Origin of the sequence: Mesorhizobium onobrychidis (assembly GCF_024707545.1) — a bacterium.
In the GTDB taxonomy this organism is placed as follows: Bacteria; Pseudomonadota; Alphaproteobacteria; order Rhizobiales; family Rhizobiaceae; genus Mesorhizobium; species Mesorhizobium onobrychidis.
The window spans coordinates 584,259-603,431 of record NZ_CP062229.1; the positions used below are offsets into that span (position 1 = coordinate 584,259).

A 19,173-nucleotide genomic window follows, 5' to 3' on the forward strand; every position below is an offset into this window, starting at 1 on the left:
CATGTGTCGAAAAGAAATTGGCTGACGAACAACTACCTTCCGAATATGATTGGCCAGCGTACCCTTTCACTCCCAGCGCTCGATCCGAGTTCGTTGCCTATTGGAGTCAAGATGCAGAAAATGCGAAGCCGCGCGATATCTGCGACAAGTTGAATGACGTGGCGTTTCAAGCCTTAAAGCAAGGCAAGGGGCTCATTGACGAGGACTGCCTGCGCCAGGTGGGGCTGCTCTAATGAGACGCTCTGACCAGGAAACCGTCCACAACAGGGCTCCACGAAGCGTCCCCCCAAGCCATACGAACCATCGGTAGATCAAAGGCAGAATGAAATGCACAGGCTCCGCGCAAATCGCGTGGGTGGGATGTCGCGTTGAGTATGACGCCCACAGAGGCAGTATGTTGTATGCTGTCGTATGCCAGCGAATACGAGACGCCGAGCTCGACCAATGCCGACAGATACCAGATAAGTAACGGATGCTCTCCACGTTCGAAGACGGCATCCGCTCCATCCTTCCGGCGCCTCTCCAAGGAAGTAGTGACGTCGGCCCAGAAATCGGTTCCAACCCGGATTTCAGTCTTCGCCACTTTGATCAGCTTTCCGTCCACATTTTGCTTTGAAAGCAGTACAACTTGCCCATCTGAGGCAAGGGCGACCTCGCAGAGGCTTAGCCAAAAGCCCTGGTTCAAGAGCTCGCAATCCATTTCGCTCAGTCGCAACATTGCCTCGAATGAATGGTCGGTTACCGTCAGCTCACTGGCAAGCGACGCTGCTTTGACTGAGCGGCCAGCGGCGGTGATGATGGAAGTGTTGGAGCCAAACACTCCCACCGTAGCCTTGGTGCCTACGTATATTGCAGGTGCTTTCGGCTCAGAAAAGAATTCCACTTCCCCAAGCGCGACCTGACCGAAACGGTCAACTCCATAAACCTTCGCACTAGGCATTAGCGCTCCTGTAGCGCACCAACCCCCCCGCGATTGGAGTTGAGAGCACCCAGGAATTATTGTGAATGGCATAATCTAGCTCAGGGTTCAGTTGATATGCGTCCTCTTGGTCGATCTGGCATGCAAACCCTAGGTAGGCCAGGCGAGCGCAAACTGCGCTTGTATAGCTCCATGTGCCCCATTCCTTCTTCGGAAACATTTGCAGTCTGAGGCCTGAAATTGTCATACGTCTCTCACTCTTCAGCCGAGCAAAGGCGGTTGCAATACATCGATCGAATTGTGACAGATTGGTCCTATGGACAATCACCCTAAATGGCCCCCCCGCCGAGGACAGACAGGGAAGTGCGTCTGCATGCCCCAATTTCAGGGCGTAGCCGAGCATGGCTGAAAAAACCCTTGCCTCCCAAGATCCTCCAGCCTTCTCGATGCGTCCACGAAGTAGCTTAGGAGTGAGTGCGAGATAGAGCTTTGCCTGTTTGCAAACCTCAAGGAGACCCTCAGCAGCAAACGCCTCAAGCTGGTGCAAATCATCAGAGTAGAACGATATTCCGCCGAATCGCAGCTCTGCTACCGCGACCACACTAGCCGGAATATCTGCCCTGCGTAGCCATAGTCTGTCAGGCTTCAGCAAGGTCGTTCACAAATGCGCGAATCTCCTCGACACTGAGTATTCGCCCCTCAAACTGCATCTCGTCATAAACCCAGGCAAGCGCCTGCAATAGGACCCGAGGTGATGCTGCGCCTCCAGTTTTCGCGTGCAAGGCGTTCACAAGTGCAGCCAAACCGTCTGCGCCGAAAGGGGCAGCGGGGTCCCCCGAATAACCGGTCGGCCGGAATGATGCCATTCGCTCGACTGCAAATGAGACTGCTTCCGCCTCGTCGAGAGCTGGCAGCGCAATACCGGGTCGAATGCCGACAAGAGTCTTCAATTCAGAAGGTAAAATCTCCAGCGCGGTCGACTCGGCGCGGCTAGCGACGCCCAAAACGACGGATAGCCAATTGCTATTTGCACTGAGTAGACTTCTAATGCTCTGCATTATTCGCTGGCCTTGCTTTGGGTTCCCAAAGGCCAAACGTTGGAATTCATCCAAACACAACATTACGCGCTGAGATCTTGCCGCGAAGGCAGATATTATCTGACTCAATATCTCAGCCGCCCGGATGTCATCGTCAATTCTTGTTGAGATGCCGCTGGCGTTCCGCAAATCCTTCAACGAAGGTCGCCCTCCGCCAATCCAGTCGTGGATCAATGATCGTTCCGCTGCCCCCCCATGAATATAGGTTTGGGCCGCTCTGGCAAGATCTGATTCAGCAGAGCCAAATTCCTGAATAGCATTCGCGACATTCTCTAGCGGCCATGATGCAAGTACGCGGCGATAGACATCTAAGAACTGGCGCGTCTGCTCTGGCACCTCAACGTAGCTGGGTAGAAAGCGATGTGACCCGGCTTCTTTCTTTGCCATCTCAATCAAATGAAGAAGGAAGTGGGTCTTTCCGGCTCCAAAATTCGCCCAAACAATATCGAGAGACGACTCCGACCTGTTGAACATCTGGTGTACCAGCCGCTGCGCGCGACGTTTTCCGTCGGGTCGTCCCGCCCAGGTACTTGCTGTTTCAGGACTCGCAGTGAACGCGAACACCCCGGGATTAAATAGCCCGTCCCTCACCTCAAAGCTCCCCTGCGCCTGACTGACACGAATTCTGCGTCGCGGCTATATCTGCCAGCAGAGGGCCGGACAACATCTGGATGCTGTCTAGCAAACGCTAAAATCGAGGTCCGAACTTCGTTCAAATTCAGCTTAGTCCCGCCCTCGGCCGCTAGTATAGCCAAGCTAAGACTTAGACGGTCAATGGAGACTAAGGGCGTGCCGGACGTGATAAGCGTCATTGCGTCATTTAGTAACTCTATCGTGAGTTCTGGCGTACCCGATATGAGATTCTCTGGCCCAAATAGCGCTATAAGATTTTCATTCACCCATGCATTATAAGTCGTTTGCGAGCCAATCGTTCGGGCTGCGTCTGATAGACGTGCAGTGGGCATATAGAAATACTCGTAGGAACGGGACTGTGAGCCCTTTTCCAAAAGCCCTAGGTCAACAAGCGTCTCCATCCGAGACGAGGTGCGATGCCATGCGGTGGATGTTGAGCCTGGCGATTCGCCGTGACGTGCAGCCCGCTCAATGTCGGCCAGTGCATCGAACAACGGTTGTTTCTGTGAACTGGACATGGATCGAGATTTTTCGGACTCCTCAGCTAATCCCGAGATAATTTCGGCATAAATAAAGGCAGCGTCCTTTTTCTTAATTGGTTTCCCGACTTCGGCTAGTGCCAGCACCAGACCTTTAAAAACGTCGAAATCCGCTCGCACAAACGACCACGCGTACACGACCCGCTCAAGTCCGATGAGATAAGGATTTGTGTCGCCTGACCTTGCACGAATTTTGGCAACTAAACGTCCCTCTGGGGTTAAGTCCGCACTTCTGGATACGAAATCCAACAGAACCGCCCAGTCAAAGATGTGCGAAAGGCCGGTTTTTGACCCGCTCTTTCCGCCGACTGTCACTGCACCAACCCGGGAGGGAACATCGGGAAAGCTAAGCATATAGTCCTGCCACCATACCTGCGGAGGACCAGCATCCGTTGCCCACAACGCTGTGTGATCAGATATTGTCTGAACTCTTAGCTGAGGATATCGATCTTTTCCGCGCCGGACAATCGAACCAGACTCGTCGACTACATCACATAGCGACTTCGACAAAAGGTATTCGGCCACATGCGAAGCGTCTTCATCTGATACCTGCACGAATCTGGTGAGCCGCTGCGACAACTCCTCGATAACTCGGTACTCGTTTCCACCCAGATCAAGCGCTACTTCCAGTAGCACAGAAATGTGCCCCAACCTGAGCATGAACTCGTCTAGATTGAGAAGAACTCTTCCTTCTGGCGGCGACATTAGGCCTCATAGCCCCCGTGTGCCGTGGTGCGTGGCCGCATCGAGACAACACAGAGCCGGTTTAGAGCCGGCGCGTTTGCGCATGAAAACGTGGTAGTGCCCTGGTCTAGTCGACGTAGCAAATCGTCTACCGACACAGGTTGGCTGTCCACATTTGTCGCGCTTGGTAACGGCGACCTGATGTTTTCTCTCGCGACCGCCGCGTCTTTAGGGCTCGTGAGTTGGTGAACAATCAACGTCTCGATCTGGGATGTAAGCCTTGGATCAAGTGCGCTAGGTTGTTGTGTGGCTACAGCAAGGGACAGTCCGTAGTTTCTTCCCTCTTTCGCGTATTTGACAAATGTGTCACGCGCCATTCCGTTAGGTCCGGTACCTGCAAGGTTGTGTGCCTCATCCATCATCACCCAAGTGCGTGGAACTGACGTCGAAATGATTTCGGCTAGGCGTGTTGATTCTTCTTTGGTGAGATCACCAGCCAGGTCTAGCCGTTTCTGAGCGAAAGATGCATCCCTCCGCTCGCGCATGAGCCTGCGAAGCAAAGTTGATACAACCACGTTCTTCAGTGGGTCTGGCAAGCGAGCAAGCATTAGTATGGATACCCGGAAACTCCCTATGACATCGGTAAGCGGGGTGTTAGTCCCGGAGAACAAAGCTTGGGCGCCGTACGTGCCAACCCTCTGTCGTATGCTTCGAACGGTTGTGTCTTGGTATACTCCTTGTATTTCAGAACAGTTCTCCAGAAAAGCACTCAGATCGGCGAACGTAAACTGTTGGTCTGGGGCTATCCTATTCCCATTTCTGACATCGGTATACCCGTCTCTGCTGACATAGTTCAGCATGTCGGCTATCAGCATGCCCCTAGGTTCCGCGAATACATCAACCTCAAACAAAGAAGCCCAATCGTCGAGCTCCAGTTCGTGCGCCGCTATATAAAGCTGTCTCACGCCAGGCGGATCAATCGCTGGGTTCTGAAATCCCGCAGGTATCCAAAGGTCTACAGAAAGAGCACGAGACTGGAACCCAGCTTTATCCATAATGGCGAACTGCTTGCGAACTTCTGCGCTTCCGTCATTAATAAGTGGAATTGTTGAGGTCCAAAAAATGTCCATGATATCCAGGACCAACGCGCCGCGCGGGGTTGCCAATTCTGCCAGCCGCGTTGATCCTGCTCCTGAGGCTAAGCCCTCCAAAAGCAACCCGAGCGAGTACGATTTGCCGGTTCCTCGCTTGCCGAAGATACCAACAACCTGCTCACCAGTTATATCGAGCCATAGCCGCCGCCGAGCCCCTGCCTCTGCTAGTGTGCCAAGGAGCAGCTTATCTCGCCCGCGCTGCCCAGCATCGCCCACTACCAAGTCGCCCGGCTGGCGGGTCACTTCAGGTTCGAGCCGATAGTTCGTCATCTCAGATTGCTCATCCAGCAGTTTGATGCTGACCAACATATCTATGCATTGGCGGATTCGCGCAACTCGCGCCTCAGGAATGACGAAATTTTCCGTGCGGGTTTCTAACATACTGCGGGCGCGAGTTTCCCCCCATAGGCTACATTCTGATAGCTAACCCGGTCACAATCTCGTCACAGAGGTTGCAAATTTGGGACTGCAACCAGCTTGACTATGGCAAAGCCGGAGGGTTACCCTCTAACGTCAACCGGCTGTAGCCATTGAGTTATTTCCGGGGTGTGAACGATTTCGATCTTGATTGCGACCGCTGGCTGGCTGCCCTCCGAATGCAGAGATCATAGGTTAGAATCCTATCGGGTGCGCCAACTTGCGATCTGCCAAACTCTCATTTCAGCCACATCTCATAAAGCTGAATGTCGAATCCTGTCCTACCCGCATGCCGCCTCGCTCTCACCGATGGGTCTGGAACCCAATCGGCTTCGAACGACTTGTTGTCGGTAGCTCTTGAAGGGAGAGACCATTGTCCGCACCAAAGGAAATGGATGTCGTCCTCGAAAAGCTGCCTTTGAGGATCGGCGCCTACATACCCGACGACTTGCTGGAGGACTGGTTCGCGCCGGGAACGGGCATGAACCCGGTCAGCAAGGAAGCGCTGGCGGCCGCCAAGACTTACGGATGGCGCTTCGAATGCGAGTTCAAGCACTACCCCGAACGGATGGAGGGCGTGTTCTGGAAGTGGGTGCCGGCGATCTGATCCGCACAATTGCCATCGGCCCCTTGGCGCTTCAGTGATAGAGATTGCCGCGGATCTGTCAAACCGAGTGGACTTGAAGGCCATGCGTACCTATCTGCTAATACGTTCTCAGCGAATGTTAGGCATATGAGTAACGAACGCATTCAACGTCGGCTTGCCGCCATTCTGGCGGCTGACGTCGTCGGCTACAGTCGGCTCATGGAGTGGGATGAAGCAAGCACGCTGACGGAGCTGAAGCTCCGGTGGAGCGATATGGTGGAGCCGCTCGTCGCCCGCCATCAGGGCCGTATCTTTAAGACGATCGGCGATGCGATACTGGCCGAGTTCGGCAGTGCCATTGGCGCCGTCGAATGTGCGATCGAAGTGCAGCAGGCCATGGCCGCGGCGAATGCCGACGTTCCCGCGGAACGGCGCATCGTGCTGCGCATTGGTGTCCATCTCGGCGATGTAATGGTCGAGGGCAGCGATCTTTATGGCGACGGCGTCAACGTGGCCACCCGCATCGAGGGGCTCGCCGATCCGGGGGGCGTGGTGATTTCAGATGGTATCCACGAGCATATGCGCGGCCGCCTGGGCATCGATTTCGTCGACGGCGGCAATCGCGAGGTCAAGAACATCGAGCGCGCGCTGCACATCTGGACCTGGTCGCCGAAGACAGCCGCGCCCGCCGATGCAGTCGGTGGATTGCAGCCGCCGCTCGGCAAGCCGTCGATTGCGGTGCTGCCGTTCGACAACATGTCGGGCGATCCCGAGCAGGGCTATTTTGCCGACGGGATCGCCGAGGACATCATCACCGACCTTTCGAGGGTCTCGGGCCTGTTCGTCATCGCCAGGAATTCCTCCTTCGCCTACAAGGGCCAGGCACCGGATGTGCGCAAGGTGAGCCGCGAGCTCGGCGTCCGCTACGTGCTGGAGGGAAGCGTGCGCCGGGCCGCCAACCGTATCCGCATCAACGCCCAGATGATCGACGGGACGACGGGCGGCCATCTCTGGGCGGAGCGCTATGATCGCGATCTCGAAGACATCTTCGCGGTTCAGGACGAGGTGACCCGCACCATCGTCAGCGCACTCGAGGTGAAGCTGACCGCCGGCGAGGAGGCGCGGCGCGGCAAGCACGGCAAGGTCGATCCGGAGGTCTACGATCTGATTGTCCGCGCCCGTCAGACCGCCTTGCAATTTCGTCCCGAGGCATCGGTTGAAGCGCGCAAGATGCTAGAGCGCGCACTGGCGATAGATCCGGGGCTGGCTCTCGGCTATTCGGGGCTCGCCATGGTCACCTTCGCCGACTACGCCAACCAGTGGAACGGCGCGACCGAGGACAATCTGACCAAGGCGCGGGAACTGGCGCACAAGGCGATCGAAACCGACGACACCGAGCCGCAAGGCCATATCGCGCTTGCGATCTGCCTTTCCTGGATGCGGCGCCTGGACGAGGCGGAGCATGAAGCGGAGCGCGCCATCGCTCTCGACCCCAATTCCGCACAGGCCTTCAGCGTACTTGGCAGCGTGAGGGATTTCCAGGGGCAGCATGAAGATGCGGTTGCGCTTTTTACCCGGGCCCATCGGCTCGATCCCCAGTTCGACATGTCCCTGCACCTAATGGGAAGGGCCCTCCTGGCGCTTGGCCGCTTCGACGAAGCCGAGATCGCGTTCAAGCGGCGGCTGGCGCTGGCGCCGCGGACGGACATGACGCGCTTCTATCTCGCCTGCCTCTATGGCCTCACCGGACGCCATGACGAAGCGCGCCGCTACTGGCAGGAGACGCAGCAGGTCAATCCGAACTTTTCCGTTGAACGCCTCGGTCAGATACTCCCCTATCGGAATCCCAGTCAGCTCGGTCGGCTGGTGGAGGGGCTGCGCAACGCCGGCATCGCGATCTGATCAGATATTCCGGTCCACCAGGCAGATGTGGCAGCAGCCGGAACCATGGCCCGGAGTCCAGGTGACGTTCTCGAAACGCACACCTGTCGCCTCGAACAGGCCGCGATCGAATGCGCCGGCAATGCGGCACAGAACCGCGAGCTCTCGTCGCCAACGCCGGCATCCAGTCAGCCGTCTTTCAATTCGACCGATGCTCGGCTTCAAGCCGACCGTCACCGCCGGCATCATCCTGTCCGGTATCGAGATGGTTCACATGATGCGCAAGCACCAGGCGAGGTACACCTACAATCCCAATCCATCCCTGGCCGAGCAGTTCGCCATTCTCGCCGCCTGACCAACAGCGCACCACTTCTCCCTGCGTCCCAAGTCAGCCGTTGCAACAAAACCAGTCCCGGATCGTGGCGGAGACGCTGGTGCCTGGCACATCGGTGGCCGAAGCGGCGCGCCGGCGCAACATGAACGCCAACATGCTGTTCATTTGGCGTCCCGAGGTCGGGCAGGGCCGCCTGCCAGCTGTCGCGCCCCAGCCGAAAGGGGCCGACAAATCCGCTGCGATGGAGTTCATCCCGATAGGCATCATCGGTCGCGATGACGGGCCCAGGCCTATAAGCGCGGCGCCGCGATGCAAGCCTCGCTCGCGATTATTTCGGGGCCCACTGAGCCGGAGCCGCGCGATACCTTGAGGAGACCCTGGAGCGGAGGGATAAGCGGAATCCAGACACCTGATCATTGCGGATGTGCCGAGGCGGCGGTAGCTTACCTCCGGGCCATCGAACACGGGCCTTCGGGCTAAGGACGGGGTCAAATGAACAGAAGACGTCTATTGCGGACAACCGCAGCAGCCCTCCCCTTCCTGCACAGCCTGTGGTCGTGGGTGCTTAGCCCGATCCAGGCGGCGGCAGCAGACCGTTCTATGTCGCGCGTCCGTCCGACTCACCCGGAATGGCCGTCCCAGGCAAGTTGGGACCGGCTTAACCAGGAGGTCGGGGGTCAACTCGAAAAGGTTCGCTCACCGCTCGCCGCGTGCATGGAAGCGCCGTCGAGCCCCCGCTGCACCGATGTCTTCAAGGAACTGAAGAATCCCTATTACCTCGGCGACGAGGTTGGGCTAACGCAGACCCTCGGCTGGGTCGATGGCTGGACGTCACAGCCGAGCGCCTATGCGGTGGCCGCGCGAACGACCGGCGATGTCGTGGCGGCGGTAAATTTCGCCCGCGAGAACAATTTGCGGCTCGTCGTGAAGGGCGGCGGGCACAGCTATCAGGGCACCTCCTGTGCCCCGGATTCCCTGGTGATCTGGACACGCAAAATGAACGCCGTCACCTTGCATGATGCGTTCGTCGCCACGGGATGTGCCGGGCAACAGCCGCCGCAGCCGGCCGTCACCGTCGAGGCAGGCGCGATCTGGGGTCACGTCTACGACGCGGTCACGACGAAGGCGGGCCGCTACGTCCAGGGTGGCGGCTGCCTGACGGTGGGCGTTGCGGGCCTGATCCAGAGCGGCGGCTTCGGCAGTTTCTCGAAGGCCTACGGGATGGCCGCGGCGAGCCTGCTGGGGGCCGAGATCGTTACCGCCGATGGCGAAGTGAGGATCGCCAACGCCTGCACGAACCCTGACCTATTCTGGGGGATCAAGGGCGGCGGTGGCGGCAGCCTCGGCGTCGTAACGCGGCTTACGCTGCGCACACACGAACTGCCGCAGTTCTTCGGCGCGGTGTTCGCGACGATCAAGGCGGCATCGGACGCCGCCTTCCGCCGGCTAATCGGCCAGATCCTGGAATTCTACAGCGCGGCGCTGTTCAATCCGCATTGGGGCGAGCAGATCCGCCTCCGGCCGGGCAACGTTCTCGATATCGCAATGGTGTTCCAAGGGCTCGACCAGCAGAAGACGGAGACGGTCTGGCGGCCGTTCTTGGACTGGCTGGAAGGCGCTCCGCAGGATTTCAGCCTCGACTCGGAGCCGATGATCATGGCGGTGCCGGCTCGAAATTTCTGGGACCCCGCAATTCTCACAAAACTTCCCGGATTGGTGATCGCCGACGATCGCCCCGGCGCGCCAAAAGCCAACCTATTCTGGGCAGGCAACGTGGGGGAAGCGGGACAGGTCCTGCACGGTTATCAGTCCGCCTGGCTTCCGTCCTTCCTCCTGCAACCGGGCCAGCAGGGCCGTCTTGCCGATGCCCTGTTCGCGGCGACCCGGCATTGGGGCATCTCCTTGCACTTCAACAAGGGCCTGGCAGGCGCCTCTGCGGAGGCAATTGAGGCGGCCCGCGACACGGCGACGAACCCGGCGGTGCTCGACGCCTTCGCGCTGGCCATCAGCGGCGCCGAAGGGCCGCCGGCCTATCCCGGCATTCCCGGTCACGAGCCCGACGTGCCGACCGCCCGCCGGCATGCAGCCGCGATCGACAACGCAATGACCGAGGCGCGCAAACTGCCGGCCGTCGGCTCCTATGTGTCGGAAAGCGATTTCTTCGACGAGGCGTGGCGGGAGTCTTTTTGGGGCTCGAACTACGCAAGGCTCCTCGCCGTGAAGGACAAATACGACCCTGACGGCCTCTTCTTCGTGCATCACGGTGTGGGCAGTGAACGCTGGAGCGCCGACGGCTTCACGAGAGTGACCTGACATTGGCGATCGGGGCAAGGAACCTCTGCGGACACCTCAACCATTCAATGTGCGACGTTTGTTAAAGGCGAAGGTTCGCCACGGTCAGCAGAATGATTTGGCGTCATGGGCAAAATGACGGCCGAACGGATGAGCCGGGTCGTGGAATATACTCTGCTCAGCCACCATCATCGTGGTCGCCGTTCCGAGCGGCTCCCCCGTTCCCAGATTTCGCGCAAATCGCGGAAACGCGCCGCTGTGGCAGAAGAAGTCGTACCAGCCGCCCGGAACTGTGGATCGGCGCGGTCGCGTCGGCCGTTTGCCTGCGCCAACGGTCGGCGCGATCTTTATTGTCGCTTCTTTTTTCAGCCCATCTTGGCAATGACCTTTGCCATATCGTTGGCGTCTAACGCCCTTAGGGTCTGCGTTCGGACGTTGCCGAGCGAAGCTATTGATAAGCTGAGCGCGGTCGCGGCTATATCATCGTCGGCTTCGGCAATCGCGACCACGTCGTGCTGACCGAGCGTCCAGTAAAGCGAATGCACTTTGACCCCGCTTTTGGCCGCCATCTCCTTGAATGCTTCAGCACGCTTTACGGTGTCCTTGACTGTCTTTGCCCCCTGATCCGTGAAGTTGGTGAGCAGCACATAGTAAGCCATATTATCCTCCCATAGACAGGGAGGCGTGCGGGCGCTTCGGCGACCGCCGTATCTCCCGCCTCAAAGCATAGCACGTCACGCGAACTGCGTCCCATTGCTAAGGCCGATTGCAAGAATGGCTCCCTTATGACGCCTTGGCTCGGGAACAGTGGGCGGAAGGCCCTAGCAGGCCGTTGAAGAAGGATCACGTTTGGCCTGGAGGATGGCCTCGTCGCCATTGTGATGCGAATGTGATCTCGATCGAGCCGTGGTCCAGCAGTTCGGCGAAGCCATCCCTGCGACGTCGTCCAACTCCTCGCAGCCGGCCCAAGTGTAGGAAGACCGTCGAGGGACTGTAGCTGAGATCGACGGCCACTTGGAGGACAAGACTTACAGCACGCTTTCGCCACCAGCCAGAACGATTGTCATAGCGGTGTCTGTCGCTGTCCTGAGTCCAGAAGCTCGAGTCTCGATTTTCGGGCAACAATCTTCGCCCGATGTGTGGACGGGTTCATGTAAAGCGCTCTATCGCAGAGATGGTGGCGAAGTTTTCCTTCGCTGATCCGGACAAGGTCGACCGGCTGTCGAACCAGTTTCCGGTCTAGAACGGCGCACCCCGGCTGACATATCCGATGATCGTTGTCGATGAGTTGGTGCGCGGTACGACCATGTTTGTGTCGGCGCGGTGGGGTCTGATCCCGTATTGGGCGAAGGACCCGAAAGGTGGCGCACAGCCGAATCAACGCCAAGAGCGAGACTTTGAAGACCGACGGCCGAGTGGTGCCGCGCGAAGGCGGCGACTGGCAGGTGTCAAACGTGCGGTGCCGTGCCAATCGGCAGCTTTGCCCATTCCAAGATTGCGGGTCCCTGATATATTACTCTGACCATCTCGTTCGCAGGATCCGTTTTGCGCATATGCAGCCGGCAACTCGAGCGAGAGCGTAAGCAAGCCTTCCTTCCCGCCGACGCGCCGAACCTCGGAGGTGTTATGCTAGTACTGGTTTTCGGCCTCGTGATCTTCTTCGGAATCCATTCTGTTCGGATCGCCGCCGGCAGCTTTCGTGATGAGCAAATCGCCACAAACGAGCGGCGCTGGAAGGGACTTTATTCGCTCCTATCGATCATCGGCTTCGTGCTGATCGTCTGGGGCTGGAGTCTTTATCGGCCCAATGCGCCTGAGATCTACGAGCCGCCCTCTTGGGGCCGCCATGTCGCGTCGGTGTTGGTGCTCGCCGCATTCGTCTTTCTGGCAGCCGCTTACTTGCCCACGGGTTCAATCAAGCATCGGCTGAAGCACCCGATGCTGGTGGGCATCATCCTTTGGGCCATCGGCCACCTCCTGGCCAATGGCGACCTTGCCTCGCTCCTAGTCTTCGGAGCATTTCTGGTTTACGCGATTGTCGATCTCATTGCCGTCATTCCACGCGGCGATCCGGCACCCGCGGTCGTGCGACCGCGTAGCAACCTGATTGCTGTGGGCATCGGCTTGGTGGCTTTCGCATTGTTCGGGCTCTGGCTGCACGGCTGGCTGTTCGGAGTCTCGCCCTTCGCTTGAACGTCCGCAGCGACGGCGCGCCTTCGACTAGTGGCATCCCCCGAGTATCTCGCTGCGCATGGCACACCGGGATCGTTGGCGGAGATCGAGAGCCATTGTGGAATCCTCTATGCCAACCGCAATGCCGACTGGCGCTTCGGCAGTCCGGGGAACTGGACCGTGATCCGCCCTCGCGCGGCGCTTCGTGTCAATAACGGCGTGGTCATGCGCGACACCGCTGTCGCCGGCCTCGGCATTTCGCTGCTGCCTACCTTCTTCGTCCACTACCAGCTTGTAGACGGGGCCCTCACCCGAATCGACATTGGTGTAGAGGCCGAAGGCGCGGAGCTGTTCATCGCTTATCCGCGTGAGCGCAGTGCGTCAGCCAAGGTGCTCGCGCTCATCGAAAGTCTGCGGCGAAGCTTCGGCGATCCGCCTTATTGGGACCGAGCGTCCGACCAATCGCCGAGTCGCAACACGCGTCCGCCTTTTGAAGCTTAGAAGAACCGTCACCGTCGCGCCGGAATGTGCCGCCGGCAATCTTGAATTGATGAGCCGCGTGTGCATTCCATATCACCAACAAGCGTTTGCGGCGGAAGAGCTATGGTCGCGAAACTAGTACAGCCAGTCCTTCGAAGCTCATATCGGGCGTTCTGCGGCTCAGGTGTTTGAACCAGCGGAACGCACCATTTCGTGACGTTCACGACAATAAGCGACAAGGTCGCCGTTCGCACGCATCGCGGCCGTCCGAATGTCCGCTATCGTTTTTCGGACACCAGAAGTTGCCGGTCTGCTTCCGGCCCCGGTCCTGCCGGACGGCAAGGCGCCCACAAGCGGTCGTCAAGTATGCCCCATAGCTCTATCTGCAACCTTGTGAGAACACGCTAGCCGGCGTTCGACCAACCGGCGGCGGCGGGCGGCCTGAAATGTGCAGATCGAGAGACAGTCGCCCATCACGTTTCCCTTCCACTCTGCCATTGTCTGGAACCCAATCGGTTTCAGATGACTTGTTCGTTGATAGCTCTTGAAGGGAGAAACCATTGTCCGCACCTGAGGAAATGGATGTCGTCCTCGAAAAGCTGCCTTTGAGGATCGGCGCCTACATACCAGACGACTTGCTGGAAGACTGGTTCGCGCCGGGAACGGGCATGAACCCGGTCAGCCCGGCAGCGCTGGCGGCCGCCAAGACTTACGGATGGCGCTTCGAATGCGAGTTCAAGCACTACCCCGAACGGATGGAGGGCGTGTTCTGGAAGTGGGTGCCGGCGATCTGATCCGCACCATTGCCATGGGCCCCTTGGCGCTTCGGTGATCAAGGTTGCCGCGAGATCGCTCCCCCTGATCGCCTTAGCCGCCGCCGATCGGCGTCGTCACCTTTCCGGTTCCGCCGCATTCGGGGCAGGCGCGGCCGTCGATCATGCCTGTCCCGGCGCAGCGGTGGCACATATGCTCGCCGGCGCCAGGAATGCCAGCCGCGTCGGCATTGGCTTGATCTTCCGCAAGTTGCGCAGGTTTGCCTTGCAGCTTGCCTCGCAACCGGGCGGCGGTCTCGTCGACTTCAAGCGACGTGCTGCTGTCGTCGGGTTCGCCGGATTGGCCTATGGTTTCGTTGCGCGGCCGGTCGTTGGTGCCTGTCGTTATCTTTGCTTTCTGAGCCATTGCAGTACTCTTTTGCGGTGGCGCAGCTCTCAGCTTCTGCGGTTCGAACGCCTCAGCTCCGCAGAGGTTCCGGGTTGGCAATCATTCGCCGGCGGGCCGGACGGACGTGGCAAACAGCCAAGCGCATCCAGGGTGAAACGGCACGCGATCAGGGAGACACTCAAGCAGGGCAGGAAATTCCCTTCAATGGCGCCGCGCCGCTTTTGGGCCAGCGCTACGACAGCCGCTCCGACCGCACTTTCACATCGTCGCTCAGCTGCCGCACGATCCCGGCGGTCTTGCGGATGTCGGCTTCGTCGAGAGCGACGCCCATGGTCGAGGCGATCGCCATGAGCTGGGCGTTCAGCTCGCCGTAGCGCGCGGCGCCTTTGCGCGTCAGCTGCACAAGCTTCGAGCGCCGGTGTTTTGGATTGTCGATGAATTCGACGAGCCCCTCGGCCGCAAGCTCATCCGCCAGCCGCTGCATGCGCTGACGGCTGGTGGGTCGCATCTGGGCGATCTGCGGCACGGTGAGCGGACCAAGCAGCGCCACGCTTCGCATGAAGCCGAACGCACCACCGCCCCAACTGGTGATGAGCCCGGTCTTCTGGCCGAGAGCCCGTATCCTGAAGAAGCACTGGGCCACTTCGAGCATCAGCTCGGTGATCGCCTCGGCCTTGCCGTCATTGTTGGGGTCCGCCCCCTTCGTTCGGTCAGTCCCGTGTCGTGCCGACGCCATCGCTTTCTTTCCATCTATCCAGGCCAATTCTGTCGGGGCCAACTTCTGCGATTGACACCACAGTTGTCAACTTTTAGGATGACACCTTGATTGTCATTTCTAAGCGGCTATGAGCTTCGTAGCCCTAGGCATCTGCGGGAGCAGACATGGAAACGGAACCGGCTGGGGAAGAGGTAACCGACAGCGGAACCGCAGGTGTCATCGCGAGACCGCCCCTGCTCTTTCTCGCTGCTTTTCTGATTGGCTTCGTGCTGGATCGCCTGCTGCGTTTGCCGTTCCCGATTCCCAGGAATGACCTGGTCACCTGGATCATCGGCGGCGCGCTGATCGTGATCGGTTTTGCGCTTTTCGCCGCGGGCATTCGCAACTTCATGCGCGCGGAGACGCCGGTGCCGACGAATGAGCCGACGCGCGTGCTGGTGACGACCGGCATCCACGGCTGGACGCGCAATCCGATCTACCTCGGCATGTTCCTCATCTATGGCGGCATCGGCGTAGCCGCGCAGAATATCTGGATCCTTGTCCTGACGCTGCCGCTGGCGATCCTGATCCGCTACGGCGTCGTCGCCCGCGAGGAGGCCTATCTCGAGCGGCGTTTCGGCGATGCCTATCGCGACTACAAGCAAAGCGTGCGGCGCTGGCTCTGAGCGCCGCAGGAATGCCGACAGCGTGCTCTGATCCCAAAGTCTCGCCGAGCTGGTACTATTTTGTCGGCTGACGACGATCCAGAACCAACACTTAGGGATTTCAAATGAAACTCGGCTTCATCGGCACAGGCGCGCTCACGTCAGCGATTGTCACCGGACTTAAATCCGCCGCGGACAATTCCGTACCGGTTGTCCTGTCGCCTCGTAATGAAGAAATCGCTGCCGGCCTGGCGCTTCGCTACCCGGATGTACGCGTTGCACCCGATAATCAGGCCGTCCTCGACAGTTGCGATACGATCATGCTGGCGGTTCGGCCGCAGATTGCGCATGAGGTGCTTGCAGAACTGCGGTTTCGTCGTGACCATCACGTCGTCAGCTTGATCGCCACCCTGTCGCGCGAGGAGATAGCCACGTTGATCGCTCCTGTGGAGCAGGTGACGAAAGCACTTCCCATGCCGATGATCGCTCACAGGCAGGGAGCGACAATCATCTGTCCGCCCGATCGGCGCATGTCGGCGTTTTTCGGCCGGCTGGGAAAGGTGATCGAGGTCGAGGATCCGAGCGAGTTCGACGCGCTGAGCGTCGTTACCGCGACATTTGCCAGCTATTTCAAATATCTCGATACAATCCGTGGCTGGCTGACAGAACATGGCGTCGCGGATGCGCGGGCGCACGACTATATCGTCACCATTTTCAAAGCGCTGGCCAACGCACCGGAAACAGCACCGGATACGGGCTTCATGGATCTGGCGCAACACTATGCAACACGCGGCGGGCTCAACGAACAGATTTTGCGCGAGCTCACGGCACGGAATGTCTTCGATGCCTTCGCAGAAAGCCTGGATGGCGTGCATCGGCGTATCGCGGCAGGAGCAGCGCCGCGCATTGGCCCTCCATCGTGACGATGACAGTCGGCCCTGCCATAATCCTCCACACCAGCTCGCCGGCGGTGGCGATGAAGCTGTTGCGGGACAAGCATCTTGGGCTGTCGGTTTACCCTTGTGACAGCTACGCCGGTCTGGCCGCCCTGATAGAAGAGACAAAGGCCGAGATCGTCTACTCGGTGCGCTTCGACGGCACAGCGCGCTTTCCGCGTTCCGCTCTCCTGGAAAGCCCGACGGTGAAATGGGTGTCGGTCGGCGGGTCGGGGACGGATCATCTGGGTCGCTGGAACCCCGAAAAGGTGACGGTGACGAACGCCGCCGGTGTCGCGGCCGATATGATGGCCGAGTACGCGCTGGGGGCGATGCTGTCCTTCTCGCTGGGTCTACGAAATTTCGCCAGGCATCAGCGCGCCCGGACATGGATCACCGGTACGGTCGAGCCGATCCAGGGCAAGACCTTGCTGCTGCTCGGCCTCGGCAGGACCGGGCAGGCATTGGCCCGGCGCGCCAAGGCCTTGGGGCTGACGACGCTGGGCGTGCGTGCGCATCCGAGGCCAACCGTCGATGTCGACGAGGTTCACGGTATCGAGGCATTGCCGGGGCTTTGGGGCCGGGCCGACTTCATCACCTGTTGCGTGCCGCTGCTGGAGACGACGCGCGGGCTGATCGGCGCTGCGGCGTTTGCCGCGATGAACCCGTCGGCGGTGCTCATCGACGTTTCGCGTGGCGGCGTCGTCGACGAGGCAGCACTGCTGTCGGCGCTCGACGGCGGCCGTATCAAAGGCGCCGCGCTCGATGTTTTTTCGACCGAGCCGCTGCCAAAGGATCATCCACTTTGGCAGTATGAGAACGTGATCGTCACCCCGCATTGCTCGTCGGTCTATGAAGGCTGGGAGGAGAAAGCCCTCGATATGTTCGCAGACAATCTCAGCCGCTATCGGCGCGGCGAAAAGCTGCTCGGCGTTGTCGATCCAATGCGCGGCTACTAGCGATGAAGTCTCCCGACAGCGCCTCGATACAGGAAGCCGATATCGCGATCATCGGCGGCGGCATTGCCGGAGCGAGTGCGGCCTACGAACTGGCGGCCATCTCGTCGGTCATCCTGCTCGAGCGCGAAAGCCATTGCGGCTACCATTCCACCGGCCGGTCGGCCGCGAGCTTTACGGAGAATTACGGCAACGCCGTCATCCGACGGCTGGCGATCGCCAGCCGGTCTTTTCTCGAAGCGCCGCCCGAGGGCTTTTGCGATCATCCCTTGATGCTTCCGCGTGGCATGCTGACCATCGCGCGCCAGGATCAGCTGGGCCGGCTTGAAGAGGAACTCGAAAGGGCCCGCCAACTGGTCCCGTCGATCCATCGGGTCAGCCCCGAACAGGCGTTTGCGCGCGTGCCGGTGCTGCGATCCGACTATGTCGCCGGTGCGATCGTCGAACCGGACTGTCGCGAGATCGACGTCAACGAGCTTCATCAGGGTTTCCTGCGCAACGCGCGCAAGCGTGGCGGCCGGATCGTCACCAATGCAGGCGTCGAGGCGATCGAGCGGCACAAGGATCGCTGGATGCTGCAGACGAGCCAGGGACTGTTCGCCGCGCCGATCCTCGTCAATGCGGCCGGCGCCTGGGCGGACAGGATCGCCGCTTTGGCCAAAATTGCGCCGATCGGTCTCGTGCCGAAGCGACGTACCGCATTCCATGTCGCGGCACCGGATGACGTCTCCATTGCCGGCTGGCCGCTGGTCAACGATGTCGGCGAGGAATTCTACTTCAAGCCGGACGCCGGCCGGATTTTCGTCTCGCCGGCGGATGCGACCCCGAGCGAGCCGATGGACGCCTTTCCCGACGATTTCGACGTCGCCGTAGGGGTCGATCGCCTGCAGCGGGCGACGACGATCGACGTGCGCCGGATAGAACACCAATGGGCGGGCCTGCGCAGTTTCGTGAGCGACGCCTCGCCGGTGGTGGGCTTCGATGCCGAGGCCGAGGGCTTCTTCTGGCTGGCGGGCCAGGGCGGCTACGGCATCAAGACATCGCCGGCCTTGGCCAGGGCATGTCGCGATCTGATCGGCACCGGACGCTTGCCGGATGATCTGTTGCGTCAAGGCATCGAGCCGGGCGATCTTGCGCCTGGCCGGATCGGGGCGACATCTGCGCCGGAGGAAAAAGCATCGTGAGGAAGGATGACCGCATGACAATCGAACGTTTCGAGAATGGCCCACGCTTCTGCCGCGTGCTCAGCCACAATGGCATTGTCTATCTGGCCGGCATGACGGCCGACGATCTGTCGGGCGACACCACGCAGCAGACGCGCGACGTGCTCGCCAAGATCGACACCTATCTGGCGAAGGCCGGCAGCGACAAATCCAGGATCCTGAGCGCCACGGTATGGCTGCGCGACATTGCCGACTTCGACAAGATGAACGCCGCCTGGGATGCCTGGATCGACAAAAGCGCCATGCCGGTGCGGGCAACGGTCGAGGCCCGGCTCGCCGGCGACGGCTATCGCGTCGAGATCATGGTGACCGCGGCAGCCTGAACTGCGATCTATTGGGGAGACGACG

20 protein-coding genes and 1 pseudogene are annotated in these 19,173 nt (G+C 59.8%); 14 read left to right on the forward strand and 7 right to left on the reverse strand.

Features of this window, described 5'->3' with window-relative positions:
- The first annotated feature begins 17 nt into the window (after positions 1-17).
- Entirely contained in the window at positions 18-233 is a 216-nt protein-coding gene (locus IHQ72_RS02820) for a hypothetical protein (protein WP_258121054.1), read from the forward strand.
- Here the strand turns inward: IHQ72_RS02820 and IHQ72_RS02825 are convergent.
- The 4 genes from IHQ72_RS02825 to IHQ72_RS02840 all read right to left on the reverse strand — a co-directional run bounded on the left by IHQ72_RS02825 (position 230) and on the right by IHQ72_RS02840 (position 5,407).
- Positions 230-940: a hypothetical protein gene (locus tag IHQ72_RS02825; protein WP_258121055.1), complete on the reverse strand. Its 711-nt coding sequence runs from the start codon at positions 938-940 to the stop codon at positions 230-232. The genes IHQ72_RS02820 and IHQ72_RS02825 overlap by 4 nt on opposite strands.
- A gap of 617 nt (positions 941-1,557) precedes the next feature.
- On the reverse strand, positions 1,558-2,490 hold the full coding sequence (locus tag IHQ72_RS02830) for a hypothetical protein (protein WP_258121057.1): 933 nt from the start codon (positions 2,488-2,490) through the stop codon (positions 1,558-1,560).
- 113 nt (positions 2,491-2,603) lie between these two features.
- Positions 2,604-3,893 (reverse strand): hypothetical protein, encoded by a 1,290-nt coding sequence (locus IHQ72_RS02835; RefSeq protein ID WP_258121059.1) that lies wholly within the window; start codon positions 3,891-3,893, stop codon positions 2,604-2,606.
- Positions 3,893-5,407, reverse strand: a complete 1,515-nt coding sequence (locus IHQ72_RS02840) for an ATP-binding protein (RefSeq protein ID WP_258121060.1) — start codon at positions 5,405-5,407, stop codon at positions 3,893-3,895. Before IHQ72_RS02840 ends, IHQ72_RS02835 begins: the two co-directional genes overlap by 1 nt.
- A gap of 409 nt (positions 5,408-5,816) precedes the next feature.
- On the opposite strand from IHQ72_RS02840, the gene IHQ72_RS02845 reads away from it, so the two are divergent.
- The 5 genes and pseudogenes from IHQ72_RS02845 (at position 5,817) to IHQ72_RS02860 (ending at position 10,557) form a co-directional block, all read left to right on the forward strand.
- Positions 5,817-6,050: a hypothetical protein gene (locus IHQ72_RS02845; RefSeq protein ID WP_258121061.1), complete on the forward strand. Its 234-nt coding sequence runs from the start codon at positions 5,817-5,819 to the stop codon at positions 6,048-6,050.
- Between the two features lie 126 nt (positions 6,051-6,176).
- On the forward strand, positions 6,177-7,931 hold the full coding sequence (locus IHQ72_RS02850; RefSeq protein ID WP_258121062.1) for an adenylate/guanylate cyclase domain-containing protein: 1,755 nt from the start codon (positions 6,177-6,179) through the stop codon (positions 7,929-7,931).
- A 181-nt stretch (positions 7,932-8,112) separates the two neighbouring features.
- Positions 8,113-8,265, forward strand: a pseudogene (locus tag IHQ72_RS02855) (IS6 family transposase); the annotation flags it as partial.
- A 94-nt stretch (positions 8,266-8,359) separates the two neighbouring features.
- Positions 8,360-8,614 (forward strand): hypothetical protein, encoded by a 255-nt coding sequence (locus tag IHQ72_RS37015; RefSeq protein ID WP_374120379.1) that lies wholly within the window; start codon positions 8,360-8,362, stop codon positions 8,612-8,614.
- A gap of 122 nt (positions 8,615-8,736) precedes the next feature.
- A complete protein-coding gene (locus IHQ72_RS02860; RefSeq protein ID WP_258121063.1) occupies positions 8,737-10,557 on the forward strand; it encodes an FAD-binding oxidoreductase in 1,821 nt (606 codons plus the stop codon).
- A 344-nt stretch (positions 10,558-10,901) separates the two neighbouring features.
- Here IHQ72_RS02860 and IHQ72_RS02865 read toward each other — a convergent pair whose 3' ends face one another.
- Positions 10,902-11,195 (reverse strand): GYD domain-containing protein, encoded by a 294-nt coding sequence (locus tag IHQ72_RS02865; RefSeq protein WP_258121064.1) that lies wholly within the window; start codon positions 11,193-11,195, stop codon positions 10,902-10,904.
- Positions 11,196-12,162: 967 nt separating this feature from the next.
- On the opposite strand from IHQ72_RS02865, the gene IHQ72_RS02870 reads away from it, so the two are divergent.
- From IHQ72_RS02870 to IHQ72_RS02880, 3 genes are all read left to right on the forward strand, one after another.
- Complete coding sequence (locus IHQ72_RS02870) at positions 12,163-12,729, forward strand: NnrU family protein (protein ID WP_258121065.1); 567 nt, start codon at positions 12,163-12,165, stop codon at positions 12,727-12,729.
- Between the two features lie 75 nt (positions 12,730-12,804).
- The gene (locus IHQ72_RS02875) at positions 12,805-13,209 is read left to right on the forward strand and encodes a LysR substrate-binding domain-containing protein (RefSeq protein ID WP_374120328.1); all 405 of its coding nucleotides are present in this window, start codon (positions 12,805-12,807) and stop codon (positions 13,207-13,209) included.
- A gap of 539 nt (positions 13,210-13,748) precedes the next feature.
- Positions 13,749-13,982, forward strand: a complete 234-nt coding sequence (locus IHQ72_RS02880) for a hypothetical protein (protein WP_258121066.1) — start codon at positions 13,749-13,751, stop codon at positions 13,980-13,982.
- 73 nt (positions 13,983-14,055) lie between these two features.
- Here IHQ72_RS02880 and IHQ72_RS02885 read toward each other — a convergent pair whose 3' ends face one another.
- Together IHQ72_RS02885 and IHQ72_RS02890 are read right to left on the reverse strand one after the other, a co-directional pair.
- Positions 14,056-14,367 (reverse strand): hypothetical protein, encoded by a 312-nt coding sequence (locus IHQ72_RS02885; protein WP_258124088.1) that lies wholly within the window; start codon positions 14,365-14,367, stop codon positions 14,056-14,058.
- A 214-nt stretch (positions 14,368-14,581) separates the two neighbouring features.
- Positions 14,582-15,085: a MarR family winged helix-turn-helix transcriptional regulator gene (locus IHQ72_RS02890; RefSeq protein WP_258121067.1), complete on the reverse strand. Its 504-nt coding sequence runs from the start codon at positions 15,083-15,085 to the stop codon at positions 14,582-14,584.
- Positions 15,086-15,231: 146 nt separating this feature from the next.
- Here IHQ72_RS02890 and IHQ72_RS02895 point away from each other — a divergent pair, with 146 nt between their 5' ends.
- The 5 genes from IHQ72_RS02895 (at position 15,232) to IHQ72_RS02915 (ending at position 19,148) form a co-directional block, all read left to right on the forward strand.
- Entirely contained in the window at positions 15,232-15,732 is a 501-nt protein-coding gene (locus IHQ72_RS02895) for a methyltransferase family protein (RefSeq protein WP_258121068.1), read from the forward strand.
- A 104-nt stretch (positions 15,733-15,836) separates the two neighbouring features.
- Positions 15,837-16,634 carry a pyrroline-5-carboxylate reductase gene (locus IHQ72_RS02900; protein ID WP_258121069.1) on the forward strand — a complete coding sequence of 266 codons (798 nt, stop codon included), beginning with the start codon at positions 15,837-15,839 and terminating at the stop codon, positions 16,632-16,634.
- 2 nt (positions 16,635-16,636) lie between these two features.
- Positions 16,637-17,605 (forward strand): D-2-hydroxyacid dehydrogenase, encoded by a 969-nt coding sequence (locus IHQ72_RS02905; RefSeq protein ID WP_258123712.1) that lies wholly within the window; start codon positions 16,637-16,639, stop codon positions 17,603-17,605.
- A gap of 2 nt (positions 17,606-17,607) precedes the next feature.
- Entirely contained in the window at positions 17,608-18,786 is a 1,179-nt protein-coding gene (locus IHQ72_RS02910; protein WP_258121070.1) for an NAD(P)/FAD-dependent oxidoreductase, read from the forward strand.
- 14 nt (positions 18,787-18,800) lie between these two features.
- Positions 18,801-19,148, forward strand: coding sequence for a RidA family protein (locus tag IHQ72_RS02915; RefSeq protein WP_192358033.1), 348 nt, complete (start codon positions 18,801-18,803; stop codon positions 19,146-19,148).
- Positions 19,149-19,173 lie beyond the last annotated feature (25 nt).